General features: G+C 50.6%; 16 protein-coding genes and 2 pseudogenes. 1 reads left to right on the top strand and 17 read right to left on the bottom strand.

Going from position 1 to position 17,556, the window contains the following annotated elements; all coding sequences use genetic code 11:
• Window positions 1–3 precede the first annotated feature (3 nt).
• Complete coding sequence (locus HMPREF9453_RS08730; RefSeq protein WP_008860184.1) at window positions 4–285, bottom strand: transposase; 282 nt, start codon at window positions 283–285, stop codon at window positions 4–6.
• A 419-nt stretch (window positions 286–704) separates the two neighbouring features.
• On the opposite strand from HMPREF9453_RS08730, the gene HMPREF9453_RS08720 reads away from it, so the two are divergent.
• On the top strand, window positions 705–887 hold the full coding sequence (locus HMPREF9453_RS08720) for a hypothetical protein (protein ID WP_008860183.1): 183 nt from the start codon (window positions 705–707) through the stop codon (window positions 885–887).
• A gap of 114 nt (window positions 888–1,001) precedes the next feature.
• Here the strand turns inward: HMPREF9453_RS08720 and HMPREF9453_RS11105 are convergent.
• The 16 genes and pseudogenes from HMPREF9453_RS11105 to HMPREF9453_RS08645 all read right to left on the bottom strand — a co-directional run.
• Window positions 1,002–1,823, bottom strand: a pseudogene (locus HMPREF9453_RS11105) (YadA-like family protein); the annotation flags it as partial.
• Window positions 1,799–2,638: pseudogene (locus HMPREF9453_RS12450) on the bottom strand (hypothetical protein); the annotation flags it as partial. The pseudogenes HMPREF9453_RS12450 and HMPREF9453_RS11105, both read right to left, overlap by 25 nt.
• A gap of 20 nt (window positions 2,639–2,658) precedes the next feature.
• Complete coding sequence (locus HMPREF9453_RS08710) at window positions 2,659–2,889, bottom strand: hypothetical protein (RefSeq protein WP_008860180.1); 231 nt, start codon at window positions 2,887–2,889, stop codon at window positions 2,659–2,661.
• A 121-nt stretch (window positions 2,890–3,010) separates the two neighbouring features.
• On the bottom strand, window positions 3,011–3,313 hold the full coding sequence (locus HMPREF9453_RS11710; protein ID WP_083827282.1) for an ESPR domain-containing protein: 303 nt from the start codon (window positions 3,311–3,313) through the stop codon (window positions 3,011–3,013).
• Between the two features lie 1,198 nt (window positions 3,314–4,511).
• Entirely contained in the window at window positions 4,512–6,050 is a 1,539-nt protein-coding gene (gene guaA, locus HMPREF9453_RS08705; RefSeq protein ID WP_008860179.1) for a glutamine-hydrolyzing GMP synthase, read from the bottom strand.
• A gap of 732 nt (window positions 6,051–6,782) precedes the next feature.
• Complete coding sequence (locus HMPREF9453_RS08700) at window positions 6,783–7,334, bottom strand: phosphoribosyltransferase family protein (protein ID WP_008860178.1); 552 nt, start codon at window positions 7,332–7,334, stop codon at window positions 6,783–6,785.
• 31 nt (window positions 7,335–7,365) lie between these two features.
• Window positions 7,366–7,959 carry a hypothetical protein gene (locus HMPREF9453_RS08695; RefSeq protein WP_148363744.1) on the bottom strand — a complete coding sequence of 198 codons (594 nt, stop codon included), beginning with the start codon at window positions 7,957–7,959 and terminating at the stop codon, window positions 7,366–7,368.
• 455 nt (window positions 7,960–8,414) lie between these two features.
• Window positions 8,415–9,230: a hypothetical protein gene (locus HMPREF9453_RS08690; protein WP_008860176.1), complete on the bottom strand. Its 816-nt coding sequence runs from the start codon at window positions 9,228–9,230 to the stop codon at window positions 8,415–8,417.
• Between the two features lie 234 nt (window positions 9,231–9,464).
• The gene (locus HMPREF9453_RS08685; protein ID WP_008860175.1) at window positions 9,465–10,283 is read right to left on the bottom strand and encodes a hypothetical protein; all 819 of its coding nucleotides are present in this window, start codon (window positions 10,281–10,283) and stop codon (window positions 9,465–9,467) included.
• Between the two features lie 568 nt (window positions 10,284–10,851).
• Entirely contained in the window at window positions 10,852–12,126 is a 1,275-nt protein-coding gene (locus tag HMPREF9453_RS08680; protein ID WP_008860174.1) for a DUF445 family protein, read from the bottom strand.
• The gene (locus HMPREF9453_RS08675) at window positions 12,123–13,340 is read right to left on the bottom strand and encodes a DUF445 family protein (RefSeq protein WP_008860173.1); all 1,218 of its coding nucleotides are present in this window, start codon (window positions 13,338–13,340) and stop codon (window positions 12,123–12,125) included. Before HMPREF9453_RS08675 ends, HMPREF9453_RS08680 begins: the two co-directional genes overlap by 4 nt.
• A 109-nt stretch (window positions 13,341–13,449) precedes the next feature.
• Window positions 13,450–13,770 (bottom strand): YkgJ family cysteine cluster protein, encoded by a 321-nt coding sequence (locus tag HMPREF9453_RS08670; RefSeq protein ID WP_008860172.1) that lies wholly within the window; start codon window positions 13,768–13,770, stop codon window positions 13,450–13,452.
• A complete protein-coding gene (locus HMPREF9453_RS08665; RefSeq protein ID WP_008860171.1) occupies window positions 13,770–14,777 on the bottom strand; it encodes a hypothetical protein in 1,008 nt (335 codons plus the stop codon). The genes HMPREF9453_RS08670 and HMPREF9453_RS08665 overlap by 1 nt, the downstream gene beginning before the upstream one ends.
• Window positions 14,778–14,788: 11 nt before the next feature.
• Window positions 14,789–16,186 (bottom strand): hypothetical protein, encoded by a 1,398-nt coding sequence (locus HMPREF9453_RS08660; protein ID WP_008860170.1) that lies wholly within the window; start codon window positions 16,184–16,186, stop codon window positions 14,789–14,791.
• Window positions 16,187–16,712: 526 nt separating this feature from the next.
• A complete protein-coding gene (locus tag HMPREF9453_RS08650) occupies window positions 16,713–17,216 on the bottom strand; it encodes a lecithin retinol acyltransferase family protein (protein ID WP_050805716.1) in 504 nt (167 codons plus the stop codon).
• Window positions 17,209–17,523: a hypothetical protein gene (locus HMPREF9453_RS08645; protein ID WP_008860168.1), complete on the bottom strand. Its 315-nt coding sequence runs from the start codon at window positions 17,521–17,523 to the stop codon at window positions 17,209–17,211. The genes HMPREF9453_RS08650 and HMPREF9453_RS08645 overlap by 8 nt, the downstream gene beginning before the upstream one ends.
• Window positions 17,524–17,556 lie beyond the last annotated feature (33 nt).

Below are 17,556 nucleotides of genomic sequence, written 5' to 3'. Positions count from 1 at the left end.
GGATTATTTGTCTAGAATGCTGATCGCTTTTTTTAAGACATTGATGGCATCCTTGGCATCTCGTAATTCACGTTTCAAACGAGCGATTTCCTTGGCTTCATCAGATGCATAGTTTCCGGATCCGCGATATGGCATTTCCCCATTATCCCGCAATTGCTTTTGCCATCGGGACAGTGTCTGTTGGGAAATTCCTAAATTATGGGCACACCCAATCAGTCCTAAGTCACGATGATCATGGTAATATTGGACAGCATCCACTTTGAATTGTTTGTTGAACTTCGTCATACTAAGGCCCCTATATATACTTTTATTGTATCACTTTATGGAAAACCTCAGTTTGACTTGTCCTATTTATATGCTAGCACCACTTCTACGATTTATATGAGCTGACCAGTGTCTATAAAGATAAAATCGACCAGTTGCTATTGAAAGATGCTTTTCATGCCACCTGCACGAAGCGCGGTTCCCTGCTGCTTTTGACTACGGGTCCTCAGATTATCTCTGCCCTTCAGCAGGATTTCCATTTAATGGAAATGTGGAAATCTTATCAACAGAAGTATTCTTATGCCAATGAGATTTCTTACATAGACATCATGCAGTGTACCCAAAACCTCTATGAGGTTGTTTCCCGCATGTAGAAAGGAAAAGCAGCGTGACGAGGCATCTATCCAACCAATATCATAAAAATGAAGGAGGTGTTCACCATGAGTCGGGAATTGGAACAATGGCTGCTGGAGGAACAAAGAGAAGGATTTAAGGAAGGATTGGAGGAAGGGGAAGACCGAGTAACGACCTTGTTTAAACGGATGAAATCCGACGGCCGCTTGCAGGACTTCGATAACGCCCTCGACGATAAGACCCTTTCAAGACGAACGGAAAAATTATAAAATCAAAGTTTTCAACTATGCGCTTTGATTGATTATGCGATTGTCCATAGTATTTCAAAGAAAAAGGGACCGTGCATGATAGTGAAAACCATCATGCACGATCCCTTTAAGTCATTAGTAGGAATCTGCATTCATTTTACTTTTTCGATCATTATCCTTACCGGAAATCCTATCTACCCGGAAGCGGTCGAGTTCTCTGGCTTTTGAAATTTCCGTCCCAAATTCATCCATCGATCTTATCATATTTCCGTCGGAAGGTGCTCCGTTCTGCAGCGCACAATAGATGATGGCTGCATATTCATAACGGGTCAAGGCACGATTGCCTTTAAACTCGCCATCCGGATAGCCCTTCAGATATCCCTTATCTGCCAAGGTCTGCACATAAGTATACGCCCAATGGTTTCCAGGCACATCAGGGAAATTTATATTGCGCTTCATAGACGCATTCCCGTTATTACCAATTATAGACTTATACGCTTCCAGTTCTTTCGTTAGAATAGCTACCTGCTGTTGCAACGCCAGCACATCTTTGACCACCGAAACTCTCGAACGAGAAACATGGTTCTTTTGTCCAAATTTCCAGCTGATGCCTGCATTCACCATGTTTTCTCCACCACTGAAAGAACCTCCCACGTTAAACATGACATCTTTATTTGGGCGATAATAGGCACCAATAGCCACTGCATTCGCATTTTTGTAATTACCATACCCCGCTGCAAAGTCCCATTTATCATCGGGATCAAAATCTAGAGGATGGAGTCCGGCAAGAGCCGCAGCACCTGCACCTACCCGATTAATCTGACTGCCTAGACGATTGACCTGACTGTCCAAAAAATTAATTCGGTTTTCTGTGCTATACAGCTGACTTCCATTCACTGCATCAGTTGAAGTAGGAGAAATATCGCCATCCTTCAAATGAGTGATTTTGTTCCCCCCATATCAGCGCCCTGCTGACTGAGTGTAACCGTATCACCCGCTTTAATTGTATTGCCGGTAATAGTACTTGCCTTTACTGCCGTAAACACAGGAGTGTCCGACATATGTACGGTAATGGACCCCTTATCTACCGAAGTGGACAGGTTTTTCCCGCCTTTAATGGAAACGGTACTGCCCAACTGTGCCGTGTAAGGAGTCCCGGTATCTGCAGCAAAATTCATTCCCTTTGCAATGTTTTGGGCATTCGCATCAACACTCTGATTTATTGCAAATAACTGACTGCCGTTTATGGCATCTGTCGAAGAATCTGTTACACGGCCGGCTGCAACATTCGTAATCGTGCGCTTGACTGCTTCATTCCCCACACTTACCGTACTCATTGCAACTCCACCGGCCGTCTGATAGGTCTTTCCTCCGACTGCCATGGTGCTGGTTGAAACAGCTGCAGCGGTTTCTGAACTATTGCCCAAGGCAACAGACCAACCATTCGTCGCTTTTGCATTCAACCCTATGGCCACGCTATAGGAACCGGAAGAGGATGAAGCACTGCCAATGGCGATTGATTGGCTGCTCGTTGCGCTTGCCCTTTCACCAATGGCCACCGTGTCATTACTGCTCGATACGGTTTTATCCCCGATGGCGATGGCATTCACGCCTGATGCCTGTGATAAAAGTCCTGCTGATATGGATCGATCACCTGTTGCCTTGGCTGTTGTCCCTATGCCAATAGAATCTGTCCCAGAAGCAACGGTGTAATCGCCAAGAGCCGTTGCTCTATAGTTAGTTGCCTGGGATCCTGTACCAATGGCAGTTGCACCATTCGCATTATTCGGATTTAGTGGTTTTTCCTGATTCCCTGCCTTGCTTTTGTATCCATAGCAACATTAGCGCCGCCAAGAGAGCTAATCTCATTGCCAAGCGTAATGGAATTCGAACTGGAAACGGTATTATTATCTCCGTCAATAACAATGCCAGTACTGCCCTTCGTTTGGTTTGCTGCAAAAGCCATTACCGGTCCACATGCCAAATAAAGTAATAAAATAGTGGCTATATACCTTTTTTTCATCACTTACCTCCATTGTACCAACTGCATATAGATGTCGATGATTCATCACCAAATGCCCGATTGGATCTGCCACCGACTACCGTCGTGTATTCTCCAATAGCTGTATTTTCATAGCTGTCAGCTACGACATCGGCAGCCCCCGTAGCACTATTGAGCCGCTCGCTACGATTGCATCTTTTGTAACTGTTGCTGAATTCTGACTTCCGCCCCAAGTATCTGGCACAGTTAAGGCTTCAGCTGTTGGCATCATCATTGGCGAGAACGTCCCCAGTGCCAGCAGCACCGCCACCGTCAATGCTGTTTTATTTCTTGCCGTACGACTTTCTGTCGTTTTGCAGTGACTTTTAGCCAATTCCGAAACGACAACGTAGCAATGTTTTGTTTTGCTACAAATGACCTTAAATATTTTTCCATGACTTTGCACATCCTTTGCTTATAATGATTTCACCGTATATATCATGTAATATTCTCCGATATGCCTTATTCCATTATTTAGATTTTTATACAAATAATATGTGTATTTGTTGATATTATTATAGCACTTATTTTCCTTATTCAATGGCTTTATTAAGCTTTTGAATCGTCATTACCAGCTGTTATTATCTTCATTTATTAATACATCTTTATTCGTTTTATTGTAAATAATTAATATTTAGCATTAACAATATATTAATAAAATGTTATAGAAAAATTTTTTATAAAAAAAGAGCATTTTATGAACCTCTCATCAGAGAGTCTCATAAAATGCTCTTTTTTTGAATATAGGCGGCCTGCTGGAAATCAGGAAAGAAAGAGTCCTGACGTAGAAAAAACAGACCTAACTTTTAGGGTGGGCTTTGGGCACAAAAAAATATGTGGTTGAATCTCACAGCGGGCCGCCCTGTCCGGGACGGCCCCTACGCACAAGGCCAGAGGCCGTGTATTTTTTGTAGCCAGTAAACAGAGTTCCCATTTATCGCCTGGCTGCGATTCCATAGGGGACGTCCTGAACAAGGCGTCCAGCTACAGCTGTCCGTTTTGGCAACCGCCCTGCGCCTTCCTCTGGTCGGCACCTGACGGGCCAAAAAGGCCGCCTGAAATTTGTGCATAGCCGGAATTTATGACGAATGGCACATGGTCGTAAGACAATCGTGAGTTTGTCACGGCGAAGCCGCATAGAGTCCGAAAAAAGTGACGTGGCTCGTAAAAACCTGCCATTATAGCATAATGGGCTGTGGCCGCATCTCACAACGGGCCGCCCTAACCGGGACGGCCCCTACGCACAAGGCCAGAGGCCGTGTATTTTTTGTAGCCAGTAAACAGAGTTCCCATTTATCGCCTGGCTGCGATTCCATAGGGGACGTCCTGAACAAGGCGTCCAGCTACAGCTGTCCGTTTTGGCAACCGCCCTGCGCCTTCCTCTGGTCGGTACCTGACGGGCAAAAAAGGCCGCGTGAATCCCGTGTACAGCCAGAATTTATGACGAATGGTACATGGTTGTAATATGATAGTGAGTTCGTTGCGGCAAAGCCGCGTTGAGTCCGAGGTGAAACCTATTGTATTTTGGTACACTTTTGGAACTTTTGAAAAAAAAGAAAGCCTCACAAATGGCTTGGTTAAGCGATTTGTGAGGCTTGTTGCAACTATTCCCATTCAATGGTGCTCGGCGGCTTGGAGGTGATGTCGTAGACCACTCTGTTCACTCCAGCCACTTCGTTGCAGATACGGCGGCTCATTTCGTCCAGCACTTCCCAGGGGAAGCGGAAATAATCAGCCGTCATGCCGTCGGAGGAGGTGACAGCGCGGATGCCTACGGTGTAGTCGTAGGTTCTTTCGTCGCCCTGTACGCCTACGGAACGGATAGCTGCGGGGAGGATGGCGAAGGACTGCCAAATATCATTATAGAGGCCATGCTGTTTAATGACGTCTCTTACGATGAAATCAGCGCGGCGGAGGATATCCAGCCGTTCCGGTGTGATTTCGCCGATGATACGGATAGCCAGGCCCGGTCCCGGGAATGGCTGACGATTGACCACTTCTTCCGGCAGGCCCAGCTGACGGCCCAGTTCGCGGACTTCATCCTTGAAGAGTTCGCGGAGCGGTTCAATGAGCTGGAACTTCATATCCTTCGGAAGGCCGCCTACATTGTGGTGGGATTTGATGGTGGAAGCGGTGGCGGTACCGGACTCTACCACATCGGGATACAGGGTGCCCTGTACCAGGAATTTCACGTCTTCCAGCTTATTGGCTTCTTCCTGGAAGGTATGAATGAATTCAGCGCCAATGGTTTTACGCTTCTTTTCCGGTTCGGTGACGCCCTTCAAGAGGGACATGAAATGCTTGGATGCGTCGATGTGCACCAGTTTCATGTTGAATTTATTCTTGAAGGTATCCACTACCTGTTCTGCTTCGCCGAGGCGGAGGAAACCGTGGTCTACGAAGACGCAGGTGAGCTGTTCGCCGATGGCTTTATGCACCAGCACGGCTGCTACAGAGGAATCTACGCCGCCGGAGAGGGCACAGATGACGTTGTGTTTGCCAACCTTTTCGCGGATGTTTTCCACGACAATGTCGATGTAGTTGCCCATGGACCAGCCGCCTTTGCATTCGCAGATCTTGAAGAGGAAATTCTTCAGCATGGTGGTACCTTCCGGTGTGTGAACTACTTCCGGATGGAACTGTACGCCGAAGAAACGACGGGCTTCATCGGCCATGGCTGCGGTAGGCGTGAGGTCGGTATGACCGGTGAGACCAAAGCCGGCGGGCATATCGGTCACTGCGTCGCCGTGGCTCATCCATACAGCGGTCTTTTCGGAAACGCCTTCAAAGAGGGCGCTGCTGCCGTTGCGATAAAAATCAGTGTGGCCGTATTCATGTTTTTCAGGCTTCGATACTTCACCGCCCAGTTCCTTAGCCATGAGCTGCATGCCGTAGCAGATGCCCAGAATCGGTACTCCTGCTTTGAACACGCCGGGATCCACCTGGGGTGCATTTTCTGCATTAACACTGGATGGACCGCCGGAGAAAATAATGCCCTTCGGATTCTGGGCAAGGATTTCCTCAGCGCTCTTGTTGTATGGCAGGATTTCGCAGTAAACGCCGCATTCGCGGACACGCCGTGCGATGAGCTGGGCGTACTGGCCGCCAAAGTCAACAATCATAACAATTTCCTGATGTTTCATCTGTTTCCTCCTGTGGAGACAATATCAGTAACGTAAACAATGTATTCCTTATTATATCACATTTGGAAAGCGGCTGGCGCCGCAGGTTAGCCGCCTGACGGCGGCGGGTTGTGTAGCAGGGTTGCGTTCGCTTTTGCTCAGGGGAAAGGTATCGCCTTTGGCGATGAATTTTATATGCTGCCAGAGGCAGCGAAAACCGTAAAGCCGGGCTTCGCCCGATGGAAATGCACCCCTTTGGGTGCTGCGCACCACTTCCCCCGGAGGGGGAAGTTTATTCACTGCTCAGCCTTGAGCTAACTTAAGTAACTCTATGTTTTTCATAGAGCAAATCTCCCCCTCCGGGGGAGACGCCGCCGCAGGCGGCAAAAGGGGTGCATTTCCAATGTGGAGACCCTGCAGAGGGTCTACAAGTCGGGCAAAGTTGGTCCTTTGCCTGCACATAAAAGGACCTTCCTATGAATTGCCCGACCGATGCCAAAGGCGCGGTTGTATGGTTTTCCAACGCCCGTCAGGGCGGTTTGCCTGTTTTTCTCGGGCTAAAGCCCGGTTGTCTGGTTTTTACCAGCTCACTAGTGCACTAACCCACTAAAGCTGTTTTCTACAAACCGGCGGCGAAGCCGCCCACCACAACCCTCGCGCCAGCGGCGCGTCAATCTTCAGAACCCTTAGAACCTTCGGTCCACAGGGCCGTCAACCCTCACGCCCGCCAGGGCGTGTCACGGCGGCCCTGTTTTATTCCGCATCAAACAGGGGCAGCGGTTCCAGATAGATAATATCTTTCCGTTTAGCAGCATCCCCTTCTGCCAGAATGGCTGCTTCACCCACCACATGGGCCCCTGCCTTTTCAGCCAGCTGTTTCATGGCCTTCATGGATCCGCCGGTACTGATGACATCATCCACCAGGAGCACATTTCTTCCCTTCAGGAGTTCCACATCCGTATCCATAAGGTAGAGACGCTGTTTACCGGCAGTGGTAATGGATTCATCTTCCACCCAGATGGGATTTTCCATATAGGCTTTCACGGATTTCCTGGCTACGATATACTTCTTCATGCCCAGCACACTGGCCAGCTCGTGAGCCAGAGGGATTCCCTTCGTTTCTGCCGTCATGATGATATCCGTATCTTTTGGCACCCTGGAAGCCAATTCTTTGGCACAGTTTTCAACGATTTCCGTATCTCCCAGGATAACAAATCCCGCAATGGCCAATTTATCGGAAATATTCAGAATGGGAAGCTGCCTTGTGCAGCCGGCTACATGAAGTTCGTAATGTCTTTTTGCCATCATACACCTCGAAAAAAATAATGTATATCCTTTATGTAATATCCACCTGTGGCGGCGGAGTCGATGTAATTTCCACCTTCGGCGCTTCCGTAATGGTTACGGTCACTTGATCGGCATCGTCATTTCCCTTCTGGACGCTACCCTTTTCCTTCACCCCGTTTTGTGCGAGCGGAGCCTGTACATCCATCAGGGGAATCGCATCATCGGGCGCTGTTTTTCCCGGATTGTCCTTCTTTGTCTCCATGATCTGGTCAATTTCACCGGACAGCCGGTCACGGGTACTGTCATCGGTCATGGCCTGTCTGATGAAATACACGGTCAGCGCTGCGGGATCCTCCGTATTGGAAGGGATTTCCCGCCAGCGCCCGTCCTGCCCCAGGGCCCAGGCCTTTCCATCCACGCTGTAGCGTACATGAATCCAGCTCTCCGTATAGGTTTGAGCAGACTTCACATCTACTATTTTCACCTTTGTTTGAAGGCCGTCTTCAAAGACATCCTCCACCGTCAAAGTAGACAAATCAAGAAAAAGGCCTGTAGCACCGTCGTTATAAATACCACCGGTATTCTGTATCATAGGATAGGTCTTGTCCCCATTCAGGTAATAAGGCTCAAAAGCTTCGGCCATCCCTCCCCAGGAAAAAGCCAGAGAGACCCCTAAGACCAGTGTCCACTTTTGAAATCTCTTCAACCCTTATCATCTCCTGTCTGATTCAACACCTATTATATTGTACAATAAATTTGGCTGATTGAGTACTGATTTCATAGAGGAATATGATGCGGTGAGGAAAAGGTTTCAGCGGGTGTCGGATACCGCTGAAAGCAGCGGAGACCAGGGCCGTCAGTTCTCCTTAAATTTTCGGACCTATCCACAGGGCTTCGCCCAGCTCCTTCCTGTGGAAGGAGCCTGCGCTGCGGAAATCCCCTTGTGTCATCAATGCTGCATGGCGAAGTGCCAGAGCCTCCTTCCTCTGGAAACCATGCGACCAGCGGATAGCCGATAGCAGACCACTCCCACGGCTCACGAATCAAAAAAATCGGCGTCCCTTCCTAAGGAGGGATGCCGATTTGTTATGGCTGTTATTAAGCTCCCAGTTCGTCCAGCAGTTCTTCCGCTGCGTCTACAGACTCCTGAATTTCAGGGCGCAAAGTGGCGTCATCATTAAGGAAACGAACTTCCGAAAGGGCGCGGATGAGGCGGGCAATCTGGGCTGTGCGGCCGATTAAGATTTTCTGGGCTGGAGAGTATTTCTTCCAGTCGTTGCCAGCATCATTCTGAATGGATTTGATATCTTCAATGCCATCTTCAAAGTAATCGGACAGGTCGAGGAGCGCATCTTCCGCTTTTCTGGCTTCGTGGCGAACCAGCTGCATGCGGATGCACATGTTCTTCACATCCTTCTGGAATTCCTGAAGACGGGCGCTCATATCCTTCAGGGCATTCACATCTTCTGTTCCCCCGGTCACATCCAGTCCTTTGATTTCCGGTACCTTGGCATACTGATCCAGCACGCCGGCGCCAAATCCGACAGCATCCACTGCACCTGCCAGGGTAACCACACTCATGGCTTTAGCGGACAATTTTTCCATTTCCCGCCAGTTCTTTCTTTCCTTATTGAAATGTTCCAGTCCTGCCAGCGTATCGCAGTCGTGGAAGTCCACATTTTTCAGCTGGGCAAAGAGGCTGGTGAATTTTTTCATATCGCCGGACATGAGGGTGATTCTCACACGGTCCAGCTCTCCCAGTTCATCCTGGGCCCTGACCTTGGCCCGGTTGATTCTTTTCGTAGCCCTTCTTCTGGCCCTTTCCACTTCGCCGTTGATGCTTTCCGGACGGGCAGAATTGGAATTACCGCTGACTGCCCCTGCAATCATGCGCAGAATAAAAGAAATCGACATGACTCGTTCCCCCTTCAATCAGTATGATCTATCGAAACCGGGAAGCACTGATAAGTGAAATGCATAAAGGAAACAGGAATGAAAGAGCCGCCTGCAGATATACATCTGCCTACAGCTCTTCCTCATGATTTCCAGGAAATAAACCAGCGATTCCCTATATATCTATATATGATTATAACATATAAAAAGTTTCTATGGAAAAAGAATCGCACTTACCGCCCTATTCCGCTTCTTTCAGGCATCCCGGAAAGCCAGTGCCTTCTTTGCCTTTTCGATAGCCTTTTCGCTTTCCTCACTCACTTCTCCTTTGTCATTCAAGAGATGGGGGAAGAGGATGGTAATGAGCTGGGCGCACTGGATAGCCCGGGCCACCTGCATCTTTTCAGACTGGGAATAGCGGTTCCAGTCTTCTCCTTTTCTTTCCAGAATGTTTTTCAAATCATCAATGCCGTCTACGAAATAATCATGAAGATCATTGAGGCAGTCTGCCTCTTCCCTGGCCTTCCGACCAATTTCATCAATGGAGGCAGTGAGTTTTCTCACATGGTTCTGATAATTCTTTAGCTCTTCGATGAGTTCATGAATGTAGGTCATATCCATGCTGTGGAAACGTTTATTGTCAATATTCACCTTCGGCAGGATAGCAAAGCTGTCCAGGATACCAAATCCCAGGGCCATGGGAGAATAAGCAGCAGCGCTTACCGCTTCCAGACTGGCAATTTTATCTGCCCGTGCAATCATATCATCGACCTTAAAGCCTTCCTTCAGGAAGCTTTCAATTCCCGGAAGGCCTTCGCAGTCTTTCATGTTAAAATTGCGAATCATGGCGCAGTACTTGGTAAATTCTTCCATATGGCTGGAAGTAGCGGATACCTTGGCCCGGTCCATTTCACCGATTTCATACTGGGCGCGGCTGCGAAGGCGAAGCAGTCTTCTTCTTACACGACGGAATGCTTTATGAAGCTCACCCTCCAGATCCTTGATATAGGTTGGATCCTGAATTTTCCCATCTTCCATTGCCTGAAGAACCTGAAGAACATAAGTTATAGTCATATCAATTCCTCCTTTGGACTATCGGAAACCCCACCCGCGGGGATTTGGACCATGAATCAGCACAATAACAGAAACCCGTTTCTTCTTCATCCGCCACGGCTCTCTTCCTCCTGCCTTTTCGCAAGGCCTTTTCTTACACCATTAATTATACACCATTAGAAAAAGACAGATTTTATAAAAACCTTTTTTCATTACAGAAAAAATTTATAAGACGCAACAGAAAAGAAAGGGCTCTGCGGACCCTGAAGGTTCAAAAGGGACATTTGATGCCAGCTCCGCAGGCAGGGGTTCTTACGTTTCTTTGGATTGACGTCCCTATGGGGCTGAGGGGTGTAGACAGCCCTTTAGTCAATCATGATAAAGTCATCGTTAGGTCTTGCATTTGTGTCACCATGGCTGCATAACAAAGCGCCAAAGCCCCTTTTTATAGAAAGGGGTTTTGGCGTTAGAGGATAGCTGGATTTTCGTAGAAAATCCGAGACCCCAAAGAGGCCTAATAATTTTAAGGTTTCTCGGGATACGGGATTTCCTTTCCAATCCTGATCCCGCCATGAACCGCTGCCTTCATTTACCATTTTCCCACAAAGGGCACCCATACCCACATGAGGAACACATAGAAGGCGCAGCCTGCCAGGAGGCCCACCAGGGCGCCGTTGATACGGATGCCTTCCAGTTCGCTCCATACTTTGGATTCCACAAATTCATTGAGCTCCCGGTCTGTGAAGTTTTCCAGCACTTCCGTCATGGCAGGGGCCAGCCAGCCGTGTTCATAGGAGATGATTTCCACGGCCAGGTCTCTGGCGAATCGGTCCATTCGTTTTCGGAAGCCCTCGTCATGGCCGGCGGCGGTGATAGCGTGGTGCAGGGCATTTTCCAGCTGGGGAACCAATTTTTCATGGAAGGCCCTGCCTTCTCCCCATTCTTCCATGAAACGGTCCACCGCCTCTTCCACTTTATCTTCCACCGGAAAGGAAGCGAAGAGGATTCTGCCAAAATCCCCCAGTGCTCTTTCCGTGGCCTCTTCTTCCAGGAACCGTCTCACCATACTGTCCCAGCCGGAAAGGAGTGTCTTGCGGAAGGGATTGTCTTTTTCCTTCCAGGTTTCTATTTCTTCCCCCAGGGCATCCATGGCAGAATCTGCCAGGCTGTCGTAGTCTATGGCGCCGAAAAATTTTCCAAGGCCATAGACCAGGGAGCCGAAGAATCCCTTTTCTTCTTTATCTCCCCGGTCCTCCAGAAAGCGGGCCAGGGCCTCTCTATTTTTCTCGTCTCTGGTCCTTTTTTCCGCTTCCTCCAGAATTTTGTCAAGCCACTCTTCCCGATTCATTTCAGAAAGGATTTTCTCTTTAGCAAAGGCAGTAAAGGAAGCGAGCTTCTTTTCTCCTTCCCTTCTTGCCATGGAGGCGGCATCGTTTTTATGGGCTTTGACAAAGGAAACGAACCAGGTCCCTGCTTTTTCCGCCAGATTTCTTTCCAGGCCTTTCCGATTTTCTTCTTTTTCAAGACGGCTGAACACCAGACGGGAAGCAGAAAAAGTTTCCACTTTTTTCAGCATGTTTTCTCTGGAAAGGAGGGTGCGGTTGACCTCGCCCAGCTTTCTAATAATGCGCTTTCTGCTTTTGGGGATAAGCCGTCCCACCGGCAGATGGAAGGGCCGCCGGAAAAGAGCTTCCACGGCAATGTAGTCCGCCACGCAGCCGATGAAGCAGGACTGGGCCAGGAAATAGAGCACAGAAAGCCAGGTCTCTTTCTGCCAGGGACTCCAGCGGCTTAAGCAAAAGGTGACAAGAAAGAGAAGGAAAGCAGCCGCCATGAGAAGATTGGCCCGCTGATACCGTTTCATATCATCACCCCCGCTGCAAAAAAGGCGAGCCCCAGCAGAGCGCCGAAGAGGGAGCCGTTCATGCGAATGGCCGCCACTTCTTCCGACGCCGCCTCCTCTGCAAGGCGGGCCATGGCACTTCCGTCGTACTGGGAGAGCTTCTTTTCCACCACCGATGATACAGCCTCATGGATTTCCTTCACATGGGGCAGGGCCATGGAGAGAAGCCAGGCGTCGAAGCGGCGCCGTTTTCCCTCATCTTCCATCATGTTTTCAGCGTACAGTAGGATTTTCTCCGCCAGAAGGCCTGCCAGCTCTTCATGATGGACCCGCCATGCCTCCAGGAAGAAATCCTTCCCCTTTTCTTCCAGCACTGTTTCTGCCATATGGGAAATTTTCCGGTTCAGCTCCTGTTTCCAGGGGCTGTCGGTGGACAGTCTTTCCAGCAGTCTGTCATACTTTTCGCCCAATGCCTTTCTTACCTCGCTGTCCTCATGAGTCAGGGTATCAGCCAGGTCAAAAATCTTTTTCTGGATGCCTTTGATGAATTCCTCATCCCTGTCCTTTACGGCCTTCCGGAAGAGGCGGTGAAAATGCAAAGGCCCATGAGCCTCATAATGGTCCCAGGCGGCGTGGTAAATATGTCCTATTTCTTCCAAAGTAAACTCATCCTGCAGGAAATGGCGTACTTCCTCTGCCAGGGCCTCCGAAAGGGCTTCTTTTTTCTCATACTTTTTAAAGGAAAGCATCACCGACGCCAGAATGGCAGCCCAGTCGATGGCAGGCAGCAGAGCAGAAAGGCTCTTTCCTGCCATCTGCCACAGCCATTCCTCGTGGAGGGAGGAAAAGGCGGCCTCCAGACCGTCGGTCAGGATACGGCTGAGTTCCTGCCGGTGCTCCTTCAGCCACCGCTCTACCACTGCTGACGGCACATGGTTCACCAGCAGCCTCTTCAGCCGCCGTTCGGAGAGGATTTCCTCCGTCACCATGTCTCTGGCCATGGCCACGATTTTATCCCGGCTTTTGGAGATGAGGCTGGTCCGAAAAGGTACGCCCAGGGGCTTCCTGAAAAGAGAAGTGACGCCGAACCAGTCTGCAAAGCCGCCTACGGAAGCGGCAAAGGAAAGGTGAAACAAGGCTCCTGCAGCCAGACTGCTTTCCTGAAAAGGCGCCGATGCCAGGGCGGCGGCAATGGAAATGCCCAGTATGCCGTCGGCCATCGTTTTTTTACGCATAAATCCTCCTTTCAGGAATCCAAAGTAAACACAGATGTATCCATAAATGAGCCAAGAGAAGAAACCCCATGCTCCAATGACACCAGTGCCTCCCCAGGACCTCCATGTTTCAATCAGCCCTTTCCTCGATTTCTTCCATGATGTTCCGGATTCTTTCCTCATTATCCCGATTCCCGGCGGCCCTGTTCAGCGCCAGGCACACAGAAAGATTGGCCAGGATATAGTCCTTTTCCGTCATAAAGGCGCGAAACCTTTTTTCATACATGACTTTCGTATGGCAGATGGCGGGACGGCAGTCATAGATACGGCATTTTCTGCTTTTCCTGTCATAAAAGGAGCACTGTCCTTTTTCATCAAAAAAGGGCCTCAGTTCTTTCACGTACCGGGCCTTTTCGCAGCAGAGGCCGCAGGCCAGGCAGGGGAAATCCATTATCCCTCTACCTTCGGCAGGAAGGCCTCCACCTTTTTATAGGCCGTAAGGGACTCCTCTGTCACCGCCCCCTCTTTGGTAAGAATCGGCGTATCAAGCACCGCCTTCACGGCACCGGCGGTGGCAAGGGCCATGGCAATGGTTTTCTTTTCTTCTTCGCCATAGTCCCTATAGTCTGTGCCCTCTTCCTTCACCACCGCTTCCATCTTCCCGATGAGAGACTTGAAAATAGGGTCGATTTCAGAAATCAGATGTCTGAACATATTCGCCCTTTTCCCGATGGCCCGGCAGGCATCTCCGGCCAGCTTCATTTCCGCCTCCGCTTTTTCCGCTTTGGCCCGTTTGCTCTTGGCTATGTCCAGATTCTTATCGGCTTTGGCATCCATCATGAAACCCATCACCGCAATGGCAGGGCCTGCCACCAGACCGCCCAGCACAGCGGTGCCTCCTGCAATGCCAAGGCCTCCGGCCGCCAGGGTGCCGCCTCCCAGGAGGGCCAGGGTAGCATTGGTGGCCGCCGCCCCCGAAAGACCTGCAATGGCTGCTCCCGTACCGGCAGTGCCCAGAAGGCCGGCGGCGCTGTAGGCGCCGAAAGCCATGAGGCCTCCGGCAGCCAGTCCTTCCACCGTGCCCGAAACCATTTTCGAAGCAAGACTGCCCAGTTCCCCCATTTCCTTTAAGGCATCTTCGTTCACCGTAAATTCTGCCAGTTCGTCCATTCCGGCAGAACCGGTGAGCTCCACATGATGAATCTTTCCGAAGGTATCCACGAAACGGGTGACACTGCCATGAAGGATATCCACCTTCGCCTGCCCCAGATTTTCCAGGGCCCTGCCTGCCTCGTCCCGGGCAGCAAGGAGCGCTTTCTTTGCGTTCTCAAACTTTTCGTCAGCTCTGCGGTTGATTCGTTTCGCCCGGGCATTTTTATCGCTGGCATCCTTCGCCTTCTTTGCTCCCACAAGACCGGCCGCCACAGCAATACCGCCAAGAATGAATGGAATAGGCATGATGTACCTCCTTATAATTTAATGATGGTATCACTCTTCATTAATTCATCAAACTCATCCATATTATGATAGGAAACTTTGCCTCCCAGCTGCTGAATGATTTTGTCTGCCCCATGGATATAGCCGTCTGCGTCCCCCAGCTTCAGGCCCGACACCATATCCCCCAGGGCTTCATCGAAGGCCTTCCGGTTTTCCTTGAAATATGTCTCCGTGATTTCATCCAGCTCCCGCCGGTACTCCTGTATCCGGCGAATGGATTCCCCGCATTCCTTTTCGATGCGGATGCGCTCCTTTCGGGCCAGTTTTGCCGAAGACAGGGCGCCGCTCAATGCGGTAAACACCTTTCCTGACAGCATATACCCCACCATACCGCCGATGAGTGAACCGATGACAGGAAGCGGTATCAACACAGCTCCCGCATACATGCCGACCGCCGCGGTGGACGTGGCAATCCCCGTTTCCCCCAGCTGGGCAATACACTCGGAAGCGGTGATATTTCCATAGATATAATTTTTAATAATCCCTGCCGTGGCAAGAACCGCCGCCACCACCTTTCCCGGCACACCTGCCTGTCCCAGCATGCGGGCCAGGGAATTGGAAGATGCCGAAAGGCTATGGGAAATGACACTCACTGCGCCGCCGGCGAAATAGGAAAGGGCTGCCGCCGTGCCCGTCGCCTTCACCAGGTCTTTGATGGCTTCACCGGGCTCCTTCTTCCCTTCAATCACTGCCACCATATTATCCACCGCCGCCATGGCACCCGAAAACACCGCTGCTCCGACAGCGGCCTTTACACCGGCGTTATGAAACTCGGCGGCCAGATTTCCTGCCCCCTTCAAGGTAAGGGACCGGTCCACATGGCTGCGCGCCTGCCGGCCGTCCTCCAAGGCCCGCTCCTTCGCCTCTTTGGAAAGGTGGATATCCTTATCCGCCAGATACCTGTCATCACCGTAGAAATCCGAATTCCTCCGATCCCGTTTCGCATTATTCAGCTTCCGGGAAATAGTCTTCAGATTCTCCGGGCTGTTCACCGCATCCTTGATGTCGCTATTGGTGACCCAGGCATCGTCCTTATGGGCCTCAAAAATCCGGTGCACCGGTTCCACATGGTCCGCCTCCGCCAGATGCTCCGTCCACTTCTTCCCATAGGCCAGCTTCGCCTCCTGCTTCCGAAGAAACAGCTTCTTGCCCGTATAGGGATCCTTCACCGCCTTCCCCGAAGCAAAGAGATTCTCCTTCGCCAGCCGCTTCGCCATGCCGTCGTCAAAGAGCTTCCGGTTCCCCCTATACTCCAAAGGCTTCCGATACACCTCAGCCAGCCGCCGCACCGATTCATCCACCGAAGCCCCCGCTGCCAGAGCTCCCAATGCATTTTCCGCCCGCCGCCGGCGCCTTTCCTCCTCGTCCATACCTGACCTCCCCATGAAATCAAAGACTGTGAGTATTGAGTATTGAGTATTGCGTGTAATGTGTTTTCTTCATTATAACCTATTTTCAAGGAGAAAGGTTCTTAAGATGGACTGGCCTAAAGGCCGGAGGGTCCTTAAGTTTGACAGCGGCTTATGGTCACGCCTGCGGCGTGAGGGTTCAGAAGGTTCAAAGGGTTCAAAGGGTGGAGGTATCGCCTTCGGCGATGCGTTTTGTAGTCAGCGTTACGGGATTTACTTTATGTCACCAGTGCTGCACGACGAAGAGGAAAAGCCCTCCTTCCCCAGCAAGGGGGCGCCGAAGGCGACGGAGGATAGGGGAGTCAGTTGCATAAAAAGCAATTCCTCTAAATTTCGGACCTATCCTCAGGGCTTCGCCCAGCTCCTTCCTGGGGAAGGAGCCTAAAGCCGCCTCCGGCGGCAATGGTAGGCGCCCTTTAAATGATGAAGGGCGCCTCTTATGATAAAATTGAAAAACCGCGCCCTCGGCCCGCAGGGCCGTCACCCCTCACGCTAAAGGCGTGTCCCTTACGATTTCCCTCAGAAACTCTTCCACCTGTTTTGACAATGACAATCCTGTCCGGCACCAGATGGCGAAGTGTTCGCAGTTGTTGGAAAAGAGGCTGTAGTCCGTTTCTCCCAGCCTCGACAGGGCCCGCTCCACCGTTTCATTATGGCTGTAGAGGTGGTAGCCGGCGATGGGCATGGATTTCGGGAAACGGCAGATGCGATAGCCGTCACTGTCGGCCACGAAGTCGTCCAGCGCCGCCTTTCTCACCCGCACGTCGCCGCCCCAGTCGCCGTCATCGGAGGCGTAGTGTACCACCAGACCCTTGCCGATGTACACTGCAAAATGTTCATACAGATTGCCCCAGCGGGAGACAGAGAGCACGTCGCCGGGGTAGAGGCGTTTGTGGGACTCCGGATAATCATGGGCTCCCAGAACCACCCGCTTCAGGGCATAGCCCAGAAGGGCATCGCAGATATCGTCCATACTTTCACCTTCAATCATCCAGACCGTCAAAGAGCCTGTCGATTTCCTCATCCAGCTCATCCATGAGCTCGTCCGCATCGTCCAGGGCATCGAAGGCTTCGTCCGCCATGGACTCTGTCACCCTGTCCAGCGCCGCCAGCTGCTCCGGCGTGAGGGAGGAGAGGAAATCATCCAGAGCGCGGTCCCCCTTCGTTTCCTCCTCCATCTCCTCCTTTGCCTTGGCAAAGTCCACCAGCTTATGCTCAAAGGGCACCTCCTCCAATGCTTTTCCCTCAACCGGGGCCTTCCCTTTCCCTTCTCCAAAATTGCCTTTGACTACTTTCATAAGACTCATCCTTTCTGTGTATTATGAAATCAA

The sequence above is a fragment of the Dialister succinatiphilus YIT 11850 genome, from assembly GCF_000242435.1.
Taxonomy (GTDB): domain Bacteria; phylum Bacillota; class Negativicutes; order Veillonellales; family Dialisteraceae; genus Dialister; species Dialister succinatiphilus.
The sequence above is the reverse complement of the archived record's forward strand: the minus strand, read 5'-3'. Positions and strand labels throughout refer to the sequence as shown.